Source organism: Streptomyces sp. NPDC026062 (assembly GCF_055568375.1).
This window is the reverse complement of sequence record NZ_JBVHOQ010000045.1, coordinates 22795-35296: the sequence shown is the minus strand read 5'-3', so window position 1 is coordinate 35296 and position 12502 is coordinate 22795. Positions and strand designations below refer to the sequence as shown.

8 protein-coding genes are annotated in these 12502 nt (G+C 70.5%); 3 read left to right on the top strand and 5 right to left on the bottom strand.

The genetic code is table 11. The annotated features are described in order from the left end of the window. Nucleotides 1–252 precede the first annotated feature (252 nt). Nucleotides 253–1047, top strand: coding sequence for a transcriptional repressor LexA (gene lexA / locus ACZ4LX_RS31430; protein WP_467641516.1), 795 nt, complete (start codon nt 253–255; stop codon nt 1045–1047). Between the two features lie 84 nt (nt 1048–1131). Here the strand turns inward: lexA and ACZ4LX_RS31425 are convergent, their stop codons facing one another. The 5 genes from ACZ4LX_RS31425 to ACZ4LX_RS31405 all read right to left on the bottom strand — a co-directional run bounded on the left by ACZ4LX_RS31425 (nt 1132) and on the right by ACZ4LX_RS31405 (nt 9407). Further along, nucleotides 1132–3102 (bottom strand): ATP-dependent DNA helicase, encoded by a 1971-nt coding sequence (locus ACZ4LX_RS31425; RefSeq protein ID WP_467641519.1) that lies wholly within the window; start codon nt 3100–3102, stop codon nt 1132–1134. 50 nt (nt 3103–3152) lie between these two features. Further along, nucleotides 3153–5180 (bottom strand): IucA/IucC family protein, encoded by a 2028-nt coding sequence (locus tag ACZ4LX_RS31420; protein WP_467641521.1) that lies wholly within the window; start codon nt 5178–5180, stop codon nt 3153–3155. A gap of 60 nt (nt 5181–5240) precedes the next feature. Next, nucleotides 5241–5966, bottom strand: a complete 726-nt coding sequence (locus ACZ4LX_RS31415) for a GNAT family N-acetyltransferase (protein ID WP_467641524.1) — start codon at nt 5964–5966, stop codon at nt 5241–5243. A 115-nt stretch (nt 5967–6081) separates the two neighbouring features. After that, on the bottom strand, nt 6082–7974 hold the full coding sequence (locus ACZ4LX_RS31410) for an IucA/IucC family protein (RefSeq protein ID WP_467641527.1): 1893 nt from the start codon (nt 7972–7974) through the stop codon (nt 6082–6084). A 29-nt stretch (nt 7975–8003) separates the two neighbouring features. Beyond that, nucleotides 8004–9407 (bottom strand): diaminobutyrate--2-oxoglutarate transaminase family protein, encoded by a 1404-nt coding sequence (locus tag ACZ4LX_RS31405; protein WP_467641530.1) that lies wholly within the window; start codon nt 9405–9407, stop codon nt 8004–8006. Nucleotides 9408–9775: 368 nt separating this feature from the next. On the opposite strand from ACZ4LX_RS31405, the gene ACZ4LX_RS31400 reads away from it, so the two are divergent. Together ACZ4LX_RS31400 and ACZ4LX_RS31395 are read left to right on the top strand one after the other, a co-directional pair. After that, nucleotides 9776–11005, top strand: a complete 1230-nt coding sequence (locus ACZ4LX_RS31400; protein ID WP_467641533.1) for a trypsin-like serine peptidase — start codon at nt 9776–9778, stop codon at nt 11003–11005. 248 nt (nt 11006–11253) lie between these two features. Further along, complete coding sequence (locus ACZ4LX_RS31395) at nt 11254–12426, top strand: trypsin-like serine peptidase (RefSeq protein ID WP_467641536.1); 1173 nt, start codon at nt 11254–11256, stop codon at nt 12424–12426. The last annotated feature ends 76 nt before the right edge of the window (nt 12427–12502 follow it).

The following is a 12502-nucleotide window of genomic DNA, read 5'->3' as shown; positions in this document are numbered from 1 at the left end:
CACAGGGCGACCCCGCACACCACCGCCGAAGGGGCGGACGCTACCGTCATGGTCCGAAATGCCGGTCGTCCGGTGACACGCGACACGACAGCCCGGCCCGGCGACGGAACATCTCTCCCGACTTCGCTCATACACCCGCACCCGAGCACCCGGGAGACTTTTATTCGTTTTTCACTCGAACGTGTGTTTGGCGCAACCTTTCGAAAGCTACTACCGTTGTCCAGCTAGGGAGACCATTCGAGAGGGGCCGACGTGACCACCAGCGCAGACAGTGCCATCATCACTGCCCAGGACCGCTCGCAGAGCCGACTCGAGCCGGTGCATGCCATGAATGACTCAGTCACGAACACGGAGGGGCAGGAGCCCGCGCGACCAGCGCGCTCGCTGCCCGGACGACCTCCCGGAATCCGGGCGGACAGCTCGGGGCTCACGGACCGGCAGCGGCGAGTGATCGAGGTCATCCGGGACTCCGTGCAACGGCGCGGATACCCTCCGTCGATGCGGGAGATCGGTCAGGCGGTGGGCCTCTCCAGCACGTCCTCCGTCGCGCATCAGCTGATGGCTCTGGAGCGCAAGGGATTCCTGCGCCGCGACCCCCATCGCCCGCGGGCGTACGAGGTGCGCGGCTCCGACCAGCCCAGCACACAGCCCACGGACACCACCGGCAAGCCCGCGGCATCGTACGTCCCGCTGGTCGGCCGGATCGCGGCCGGCGGGCCGATCCTCGCCGAGGAATCGGTCGAGGACGTGTTCCCCCTCCCCCGTCAGCTGGTCGGGGACGGAGAGCTCTTCGTGCTGAAGGTCGTCGGCGACTCGATGATCGAAGCGGCGATCTGTGACGGGGACTGGGTCACCGTGCGACGCCAGCCCGTGGCGGAGAACGGCGACATCGTGGCCGCCATGCTGGACGGCGAGGCCACGGTCAAGCGGTTCAAGCGCGAGGACGGCCATGTGTGGCTGCTCCCGCACAACTCCGCGTACCAGCCGATCCCCGGCGACGAGGCGACGATCCTCGGCAAGGTCGTGGCGGTGCTCCGCAGGGTGTGACAGGCCCCCCGGTCCGACAGGGCCCCTGGTATCCGCGGTACGGATTCCGGGGGCCCTGGACGTTTCCTACGGACCGCCCCGGGACTACTTCGCTTCGGCCTTGGCCGCAGCGTCGATCGCCGCGAGCGAGCGACGGGCCTGGTTCGGGTCGGTCGTGTACCAGAAGTCGGGCAGCGAGGCCCGCAGATAGCTGCCGTACCGGGCATTGGCCAGGCGTGGGTCGAGCACCGCGACGACCCCCTTGTCCCCAATGGCGCGGACGAGACGACCGGCTCCCTGGGCCATCAGCAGTGCCGCATGCGTGGCGGCCACGGCCATGAAGCCGTTCCCCCCGGCCTCCTCGACGGCCTTCTGCCGTGCGCTCATCAATGGATCGTCGGGCCGTGGAAACGGAATCCGGTCCATGATCACCAACTGGCAGCTCGCACCGGGGACGTCAACGCCCTGCCAGAGCGAGAGCGTGCCGAAGAGGCAGGTCTCCGGGTCGGCCGCGAAATTCTTGATCAGCTCCCCCAGCGTCTCCTCGCCCTGGAGCAGGATCGGCTTCTCCAGCCGGCTCCGCAGCTCCTCGGCTGCGGCCTGGGCTGCTCGCATGGAGGAGAACAGTCCCAGCGTGCGCCCGCCTGCGGCCTCCACCAGCTCGGCGAGCTCGTCCAGCATGTCGGTGCGGGAGCCTTCGCGCCCGGGGGTCGCCAGATGCCGGGCGACGTAGAGGATCCCCTGCTTCGGGTAGTCGAAGGGCGAACCGACGTCGAGCCCCTTCCACTGCGGGACATCATCGCCCGCGGTGCCCTCCGGGGAGAGCCCCAGGGACGCACCCACCCCGTTGAAGTCCCCGCCGAGTTTGAGCGTGGCCGAGGTGAGGACCACGGAGCGGTCGGCGAAGAGCTTCTCGCGCAGCAGCCCGGAGACGGAGAGCGGTGCGACCCGCACGGAGGCGCCGAAGCGGTCGTGGCGCTCGTACCAGACGACGTCGTACTCGGAGCCCTGCGTGATGCGCTCGGCCACGCCGTGGATCGACTCGATCGAAGCCATCGCCTGTTTGCGGACCGCGTCCTCGTCCTGGACGGACTTGTCACGGGTGGAACCGAGCGCGGTGATCACCGTACGAGCGGCGTCGCGCAGCGCCATCAGGGCATACCCGAGGTCCTCGGGCACTTCCTCCAGCCTGCCGGGCAGCGCCAGCTCCATGACCCGCTCGAATCCCTCAGAAGCCGTCTGCAGGGCGTCGGCGGCCTTCTCGTTGACCAGCTTCGCCGCGCGGCGTACCGCGCGGTTGACCTGGCCGGGGGTGAGCTCACCGGTGGCCACTCCGGTGACCCGGGAGACCAGCTCGTGCGCCTCGTCGACGATCAGCACCTCGTGCTGCGGGAGCACCGGGGCGCCCTCGATGGCGTCGATGGCCAGGAGCGCGTGGTTCGTCACCACCACGTCGGCGAGCTTGGCCCGTTCCCGGGCCTGCTCGGCGAAGCACTCGGCCCCGTAGGCGCATTTGGTGGCGCCCAGGCACTCGCGGGAGGAGACGGAGATCTGCGCCCAGGCCCGGTCCGAGACACCGGGGGTGAGGTCGTCCCGGTCGCCGGTCTCCGTCTCGTCCGCCCAGTCCCGCATGCGCAGCAGGTCCTGACCGAGCTTGCTCGACGGGGCCGCCGCCTCGAACTGGTCGAAGAGCCCCTCTTCCTCCTCCTGCGGCACACCTTCGTGGAGGCGGTGCAGACAGAGGTAGTTCGACCTGCCCTTGAGCATGGCGAACTGCGGGCGGCGGCGCAGCAGCGGATGCAGGGCGTCGACCGTACGCGGAAGGTCGCGCTCCACGAGCTGGCGCTGGAGCGCCAGCGTCGCCGTGGCCACCACGACGCGCTCGCCGTGAGCCAGGGCGGGCACCAGATAGCCGAGCGATTTGCCCGTGCCGGTGCCCGCCTGGACGAGCAGGTGGGAATTGTCGTCGACCGCCTCGGCGACAGCGCCGGCCATGGCGGCCTGGCCGGGTCGCTCCGTACCGCCGACGGCGGTCACGGCGGCGTGCAGGAGCTCGGGGAGGGATGGCTTCGTCATAGCCCGACCAGCCTACGGGGCGCCGCTGACATCAACAGTCACTCCCGGACTCAGGGCGAGGGGTGGAGCGGATTGGCCACCGTGCCGTGGACCGCGGCGTGCGGACGCGCGGGCCGGTCGCGGTAGCCGTCCAGGTGCAGGCGGTTGCGGTTCAGGCAGAGGCGTTCGATGCGGGGCGTCAGCATGTCGAACATCTCGAACCGTTCCTTCAGTTCGGGAAAGTGTGCGTGGTAGCGCAGGATCTCCGCCCGGACGAGTGACCAGAATTCGCTCTCCGGGACGCCGAGCTGTTCCTCGCAGAGCGGTGACAGGAAGCGGAAGACGCCGGTGAAGAGACCGGAGTGGATGAACTGGGTGAGGAAGGCGGGTTCCTCGGTGAGCAGGACGCGACGCACGTCCTCGGGCATCGTGTCGTGCTCGGGCAGTGGCTGGGCGCTGATGTTCACGTCGTCGACGAAGTCCTTGATCGCCAGCCGCACCGGGATGTCGTGGTCGTCGAAGACGACGATCGCGTTCTCGCCGTGCGGGGAGAACACCGTGCCGTAGCGGTAGAGGAAGTGGAGCAACGGCGGGAGCAGGGCGGCGAAGAGCCGGGTGAGCCATGCGGTGGGCGTCAGCCCGGAGCGGGAGACCAGCTCGGCGGTGAAGGCCCGGCCCTCCGGATCGGTGTGCAGCAGCGAGGCGAGCGTACGGGCCCGCTCGCCGGGCGCGAGGCGCGGCAGGAGCGGCTCGCGCCAGATCGCTCCGAGAATCTCCTTGAACTGGTACGGCGTCTCCGGAAGGTGGTCGTAGAGCGGATGCTCGACCGTGACCGAGGCGACCTCGCCGAGGAGGATGACGCGGCAGGTGTCGCGCAGGAAGGGATCGTGGTCCCGTATCCCGTGCACCCAGCTGGTGACGGCGGGTGCAGCAAGGGTGCGCTCGCTCGGCAGGCCCCGCCAGACCAGCGTGTTGAGGATGGACAGCGGGAGCTTGACCGTGTGCCGGTCGGGCCGTGCGAGGTTGGCGAAGGTGCGGATGGACTGCTGCGGCAGACGCAGGTCCGGGTCGGTGTGCAGGGGGACGATGTCGGCGGCGGCGATGGCGGGGGCGAACAGGGGAACGATCCACTCGTCCCACTGCCAGGGATGGACCGGCAGACAGTAGTAGCCGTCCGGGTCCAGACCCCGGCCGCGCAGAGTGGCGGCGAAGGACGCGCGGACGGATGAGTCCAGCTCCTGGGCGTAGAGCTGTCCGGCGTCGGCGAGCGCACCCACGCCCCGGTAGGCGGCGATCCGGGAGGAGACGGCGATCCACGGCAGCGTGACCGGTGTGCGGGCCTCGGGAGTGAATCGGGCCGCGTCGGCTGCGGAGAAGCCGAGCCGCCCTTTGTTGGCGACGATCCAGGGATGGCCCGTCTGGTGGCCCTCGAGTTCGGCGTAGTCGAGATCGGCCAGCTCCGCGGCGCGTAGTGCACCGTGGTCGAGGCGGGCGTCGGCGGTGAGCGTGGTGGTGAGCTCGCGGACGAGATGGCCGAGCGTGGCACCGTCCAGCCCGAGCAGACGACGGGCGCGGGCGAGGAACAGCAGAGGATCACCGAAGGGGACGCTGCCCTCGATCCGGTCCTCGGCCGATGCCCGCGTGCCTGCCCGGCCGCCGGTACCGGCGGTCGCGTCCTCGTCGGCCACCGCGATGCTCATGCCATGGGCGGTCACCTCCGCCTCCGCCGACGTACCGCTCACGCCACGGGCCGCCGCGTCCGCCTCCATCGACGTACCGCTCACGCCACGGGCGGCCGCGTCCGCCTCCGTCGCCGCGATGCTCGCCTCACGGATCGAGTCGGGGGCGACGCGCCAGCTGCCGTAGACCCCCCGCCGGGCGGTGAAGCTCAGGCTGCCGCCGTCGTCGAGACCGAGGGTGTACGTATCACCACCGGTGGACCGTCGAACGGGCTGGATGACTTCCTCGTAGGCGAATTCGCCGAGCATCTTGGCCAGCAACCGGGCGGCGGCCCGGTCCCAGACCTCCCGGTTCAGCTCCGGGGGGCTGAACAGCGCGGGCGACTGGATCGCATCACGGCTCAGGGGATATTTCGGCACAGGGACTCCTCGGGTGGGAACCGACGGGGGTCGAGCGGTGTGGGCGGGGCAGCGGATCGTTCACATCTGGTCACGGTGTGCTCGGTCGCGGACCATCAACGCGGCCCGCTTGTCCGGGAGTTCTACCTCGGCGGAGAAGAGGAAACCGGCGCTCAGGAACGCGGAGACGGACGGGGTGTTACGGAGATCGGGCTCCGCGACGACGCGGGTGCAGTGCGGGTGGTTGTCGAGGACGAGATCGGAGACGGCCCGGAGGAGGGTGGTTCCGATGCCGTGGCCCCGCCGGTCCGCGCCGGCGATGAGGAGGTGGAGCCCGGTGTCGTACGGCCGGACCCGGTAGTGATGGGCCAGGGGGTCGAGGTCGGCCCGGTAGATCTCCCAGTAGCTCATCGGAATGCCCGCGAGCACCCCCAGACAGGGGATGCTCCGTCCGTCGCCTTCGAGTTGGGGCATCAGATGGGCGGCGGTGACGGTCTCGGCTCCGGCGAGTTCCCAGAAGGCCGCGACGGCGGGGTCGTTCATCCAGCGGCTGATCAAGGGGAGATCGCGCTCCAGACGCACGGGGACCAGCTGGAACACTCCGGCCCGGGTGGTGACCGGCTTCCACTCCTCCGGCCGGCCGAGCAGACCGGCGTCCTGCCGCCCGTGCCGGGGCACGGGGGTCTTCTCCCCCAGAAGGGTGAGCAGTTCGGCGGTGAGTGGGAGACCGAGCCTGTCCTCGGTGCCCGGCCCGGCCCGGGAAGCGGGACGGGGCCCGGGGTCGGTGGGCGCATCGGCGGAAGCCACGGTGCCGCTCTCCTCTCTCGTCGGTCGGCGTCCCGGCCGGGACGGGGGTGAGGGACGGCGTCCCGGCCGGGACGGGTTCAACGGTCGCCGTGCCGGCCGGGACGGGGTGGGTTCCTCAGCCGCACAGGGGATTGGTGATGGTGACGTAGACGGACTGGGTGTCCACCGGCCCGACCAGTTCGTCGAGGCCGCGCAGGCGGGTCAGCATGTTGGCCTTGCAGCGCAGACGCGGGGATTCCAGCAGCTGTGCGGGAAGCGGGGAGCCCAGTGCGGTGGCCGATCCCAGGAAGCGCCGGAAGCCGGCCAGGAGGACCTGCTCGTCGGCCAGCCGCTGGGCGCCGAACGCCCCGATCAGTCCGAACACGTTGTTGATGCCGAGGTAGTACGCGAGGCGCTCGTCGGTGACGGCGTCGGGGACGAAGGTGTCGCTGTCCGTTCCGATGCCGGGGAGCCTGCGGTCGAGGGCGGCGCGATGGGACTCCCTGAAGTAGTAGCCCTGATTGTCCCGGTAGCGGCCACCGGTCGGCCAGCCCTCGGCGTCGAGCAGGACCAGGGTGTTCTGCTGATGGGCTTCGAGGGCGACCCCCGCCTTGCCGTCGAGCCAGAGCACCGGCCGCACCACCCGGTCCAGGTAGCGCAGGAACCACTCGGCTGCGACGGCCGTCGTGGTCCGGCCGGTGGCAGCGGCGAGGCGGCACACGATGTCGGCCAGACGGGACCGCATGCCGGCCCGGTCGGGCCAGGGCCTCGGCGCGGTGAGCCCGGCGATGCAGACCGCGTCGTCGTACCGGTGGAAGGGGTTGTGGCGCAGCATGACGTCGAGGCCCGGGATGTGCTCGCCCTCAGGGCTGTCCACCGCGAGCCAGGCGGGGTCCCGGACGATGTCGAATCCGGGATGGACCGCGTGCCACTGGCGGGCGAGTCCGCTCCGCAGCAGCCGGTGGACCTCCACTCCCCGGTGGAGTTCCTTGCGGAGGTTCTCCCGGCGGGAGTTGGTGATGCGTACGCCGAGGGAGAGCTTCAGCATGAGGTCGACGCCGGGACGTTGCACGGTGCGCACCGAGGAGGTGGGGTGCCAGCGCGCGCCGTGCGGACCGAGGTCGTGCAGCAGGCCGGAGTCGGCGAGCGCGGCGACTTCGGGGCGCATCGCCAGTTCGCGGGCCTGCCAGGGGTGGAGCGGGATCGGTGTCGTGTGTGCCGGGAGACGCAGGCCCTCGGCGTGGCGGGCCACCAGTTCCTCGGCCGGGACCGGACGGCCGTGGTCGGTCCATGCGGAGTCGGTGGCCAGTACGGACCGGTCGACGGCCATCCAGTGGAGCGGGAAGGAGCCGTGCGACTCGGGTGAGTAGAGGAGGGACTCCGAGTCCGAGAGGCCTTCCCGGCTCTTCGGCGAGGGGTGGAGCGGGTGGCCCAGGAGGAGCGACTGTTCGGCGGTGAGGAAGAGGTCCGCCTCGGCGGGCGCGGCGGGACGGCGCCGTTGTCCTTCGATGAATCCGGCGGTCCGCCGCACCGAGTCGGCCACCCTGGCCACCATGTCCGCGCCCTCGTGATGTCCGGCCTCGCGGCCCAGGAGGGCTGCGACCGTGACGGCGTCGGCAGTGGGCGCGTCCTCGGGGACCTGTTCCAGGCGGGGCGGCCCGAAACGGTGCCAGCCAGTGGCGGACCAGTGGCGGACGGGGACGAGCAGGGCGGTACCGCTCGCGGGGAGCGGGACGCGAAGGGTCTCCCCCTCCGGGCTCGGCAGATCACATTCACGGACCCAGCAACGCAGCAGGTTCTCGATGCCCGCCGCGTCGGCGGCCCGGAGCGGATCGGGGTGATCCAACGGGTCGGGTACCGGTGCGGGGCAGGGGATCACCGTCCGGTGGAGGTGCCACGGACTGTGCGGCATCTCCTTCTGGCGCGGCACAGTCGATGCCTCGACAGCGAGTTGGCCGGATGTTCCGGACTCTCCCCTGTGGTGGCTGGAGGGAGGGCCGTCGGCCTCGGGCGTGGGGGTGGGGTTCACGGCGGTCTTTCCTGTGATGGTTTCCGGGGTCAGCGGATCGACCCGGTCGCGGTCCGTCGGTGCGGTGAGCTTTCGGCGGCTGCCAGGGCGTCGGCCAGGCGGTCGACGACCGCCGTCGCCTGTTCGTCGGTGATGGTGAGGGGTGGGAGCAGGCGTACGACTGTGGAATGGCGGCCACCGAGTTCAACGATGAGCCCCCGGCGCAGGCACTCCTGCTGGACGGCCCTGGCAAGGACGGGATCCGGCGGTGCCTCGCCCGCCGCGCCCACCGGGGCGGCCTCTGGGTCGACGAGTTCCACGCCGATCATCAGGCCCCGTCCGCGGACGTCGCCGACGCACGGGTGATGGGAGGCCAGTGATCGCAGGCTCGCCAGCATCCGGGCGCCGAGGACGGCGGCCCGGTCAGCGAGCCGGTTCTCCCGCACGTGAGCGAGGGTGGCGGTGCCGGCGGCCATGGCGAGCTGGTTGCCCCGGAAGGTGCCGGCGTGGGCACCCGGCTGCCAGGTGTCGAGTTCGGAGCGGTAGACGATCACGGCGAGGGGGAGGGAACCTCCGATGGCCTTGGACAGCACCATCACGTCGGGGACGATGCCACTGTGCCCGACGGCCCAGAAAGCACCGGTCCGGCCGACTCCGGTCTGTACCTCGTCGGCGATCAGGGGGACGGACCGGGCCGTGGTGATCTCCCGCATCCGGCGCATCCAGCCGTCGGGGGCGGGGTTGACGCCGCCTTCGCCCTGGACGGGTTCGAGGATCATGCCGGCCGGTGCGGGTGTTCCGCTCTTGGGGTCGTCCAGCACGCTCTCGGTCCAGCGCGCGGACAGCTCCGCGCCGTGCTCGCCGCCGGTGCCGAAGGGGCAGCGGTAGTCCTGCGGGAACGGAAGCCGGGTCACCCGTACGTCCTCGGCACCCCCCGAAGCGGCGAGGGCGCCCGCGGTCATGCCGTGGTACGCGCCGGTGAAGGCGAGCAGACCGCTGCGGCCGGTGGCGGCGCGGACGAGGGTGAACGCCGCCTCGACCGCGTCGGTGCCGGCCGGCCCGCAGAACTGGATCCGCGCGTTGTCCGCGAACTCCCTCGGCAGGGTGGAGAACAGCTCCGTGGTGAACGCGTCCTTGACCGGAGTGGCCAGATCGAGCACATGCAGGGGTGCACCCGAGTCGATGACCTTCTTGATCGCCTCCAGGACGACCGGATGGTTGTGTCCGAGGGCCAGTGTCCCGGCTCCTGACAGACAGTCGAGGTAACGCCGCCCGTCCGCTCCCTCGATGGTCAGTCCGCGTGCCCGTACCGGCACGATCGGCAGCGAACGGGCGTAGGTCCGGGCGGCCGATTCACGCAGCGACTGGCGACGCAGGATGCCTTCGTACGGCGCTTCGTGCGGCGATTCGTGCGGCGCGAGTGGTGGTGCCGGAGCTGGTTCGGTCACGGCCACGGCTGTTGATCCTCCCGCTGTAACAGTTGCGTTGCACGTCAGCACGATTCCGCAAGGACGGACTGCGGGGGTGAACCCTGTCTCCGTGTCCCCCGTATGTACCAACGACGCCGGGCGCGGAGGATCACGGGTAAGTCCGGAGATCCTTGCGGGCCGGAACCAGGCCCCTGCCGCACGCCGTCCACAACTGCACCGGCATAGTGGGGGACCTTGCCGCGGCTCCGGAACATCTCCGGCCGCGGCGGCATGCCCGGAAAGGCACACGCGTTGCCGCCCGTTGGGGCCGGCCCGGGTGCCGTCCGGAAGTGCGTTGGTACAGAAGTTCCTTACAGAAGCTTTGAGTGACGAAGTCCCAGGGGGATCACCAGATGCGCATCATTCGACCAGGCTTCACCGCACGCCGCGGGGGAAGCGCTCGCCGCTTCCCCTCCCCCGTGCTTGCCGCCGCGGCGGTCACCGCCGCTCTCGCCCTCACCGCGACGGCCTGCGGGCCGAGCGAGGACGATGCGAGCGCCGGGCCGAGCAGCAGTTCCGCAGGCCAGACGTCGGACGGCAAGGTTTCCATTCCGGATGACCTGAAGGACCGGCTGAAGGAACACGGGATCGACCTCGACCAGTGGAAGGGCGGCGAGTGGAAGAACTGGGACAAGGACAAGTGGCTGCGTGAGGCCAAGGACTACATCAACCCCATCATCGAGGGCCTCTGGGACCCGGACCGGATGCGCGACGCCGACAAGGCGCCCGAGCAGCCGGTCGACAACGACATATCCGGCGACGCGGGCGTGACGGACCCGACACCCGCCCCGGTCCGCGCCGTTGGTGTGCGGACGCCGTACCACGACAACGCCGCCGAATCGGGGAAGCTGTTCTTCGACGGCCCCGAGGGCTCGATGGTCTGCTCGGCGACCGTGGTGAAGGACCCCGCGCACCCCGGCAAGTCCAACATGGTGTGGACCGCGGGCCACTGCGTGCACGCGGGCAAGAAGGGCGGCTGGTACCGCAACATCGCCTTCGTGCCGTCGTACAACGACAGCGGTCTGACGACCGATGAACTCCGGAACAACCCGCCCAAGGAGAAGGTCGCCCCGTACGGCGTGTGGTGGGGCTCGTGGGCGGAGACCTCCGAGCAGTGGATCGACCAGGGCGCCTCGGTCGGTGGGCTGGGTGCCCCGTACGACTTCGCCGTGCTGCACGTGACGCCGGAGAAGGGCTCTACGGGCAAGTCCCTTGAGGAGACGGTCGGTTCGGCGCTTCCCGTCGAGTTCAACGCACCGGCGGTGCCCGAGATCGCGGACATGACGGCGACCGGCTTCCCGGCCGCTCCGCCGTACGACGGCCAGAAGCTCTTCCAGTGCAAGGACAAGCCGGGCCGGCTCTCGCTCACCAAGGACGACCCGACGATGTACCGCATCGGCTGCACGATGACCGGCGGTTCCTCCGGCGGTGGCTGGGTCGCGGCGGGGCAGGACGGCAAGCCCGCGCTGGTCTCCAACACCTCCATCGGACCGGTGACGGCCGGCTGGCTGGCCGGACCCCGTCTCGGCAAGGAAGCCAAGGGCGTCTACGACGCGGTCAGCAAGAAGTACGCGGGGCAGTAGGAGCGGGATCGCCGCTCCCGGACCGCGCTCGACGCCGCCCCAGGGGCTTTCGGGCGGGATGTCCTCCGCCCGAAGGCCCCTGGCCGGGCCGCTGCGGCTCCGCGGGCCGCGGGCCGCACGGCCCGGTGGCGACGACCGCCCTCAGGGACACCCTAGGGTGGTCCCCGCGCATCACCGACAGCCGGCCAGTCCGGCATACGGCATGACGCGTTCATGCCATTAGTACGTTTTCAGGGGGAGTCTTTTTCATGCGATCAATACGTCCGCTGTTCGCCGCGACCGGCCTCGTCGCCGCCCTCGCGCTGACGGCGACAGCCTGCGGGCCGAGCGAGGACACCGCGTCCGACAAGCCTGCCGCCACCGCGTCCGCCAGTGACGAGGCCTCCGGCGGCGGCATACCCGCCGACCTGGCCGACACCCTGAAGAAGCACGGTGTCGACCTGGACAAGTGGAAGGGCGGCGAGTGGAAGAACTGGGACAAGGACAAGTGGCTGCGTGAGGCCAAGGACTTCGTCAACCCGGTCATCGACGGGCTGTGGAAGCCCGACCGGATGAAGGAGGCCAAGGACCCGGCCAAGACGATGTCGGCCGGCGACCTCTCCGGGGCCCAGGGCGTCAGCGACCCGGAACCTGCTCCGGTCACGGCAGAGCGCGAGAAGACGCCGTACCACAACTACGCGGCCCCGGTCGGGAAGGTGTTCTTCGACTCCCCCAAGGGCTCCATGGTCTGCTCGGGCACGGTCGTCAAGGACCCGAAGAACCCGGGCAGGTCCAACCTGGTGTGGACGGCAGGCCACTGCGTCCACGCCGGCGCGGCGGGCGGCTGGTACCGCAACATCGTCTTCGTGCCCGCCTACAACGACAAGGGCAAGAACGCCGCGGCGCTGAAGAACGCGCAGCCGCAGGAGGTCGCCCCCTACGGCGCCTACTGGGCGGACTGGGTCAGCACCTCCGGCGAGTGGCTGGCCGACGGCGGCCCCACCGGCGGTGAGGGCGCCCCGTACGACTACGCGGTCCTGCATGTGAAGCCGGAGCGCGGCACCAAGTCCCTGGAGGAGACCGTGGGCAACGCCCTGCCGGTCGACTTCGACGCCCCCGAGACCGCGCGGATCAGCGCGATGGGCGCCTGGGGATACCCCGCCGCCCCGCCGTACGACGGTCTGATCATGCACAAGTGCGTCGACCGTCCCGGCCGGCTCTCCATCAGCCCCGCCACACCGTCGATGTACCGCATCGGCTGCACGATGACCGGTGGTTCCTCCGGCGGTGGCTGGTTCATCGAGGGTGACGACGGCAAGCTCGCGCTGGCCTCCAACACCTCCATCGGACCGGCGACGGCCGGCTGGCTGGCCGGACCGCGCCTGGGCGACGGTGCCGAGCAGATCTTCACGATGATGAGCGAGAAGTTCGGCAGCGAGTAGCAGCCCGAGCCTCGTCACAACAGACGGAAGGTCCGCTCCCTCACCGCGAGGGAGCGGACCTTCCGTCTGTGCTGCG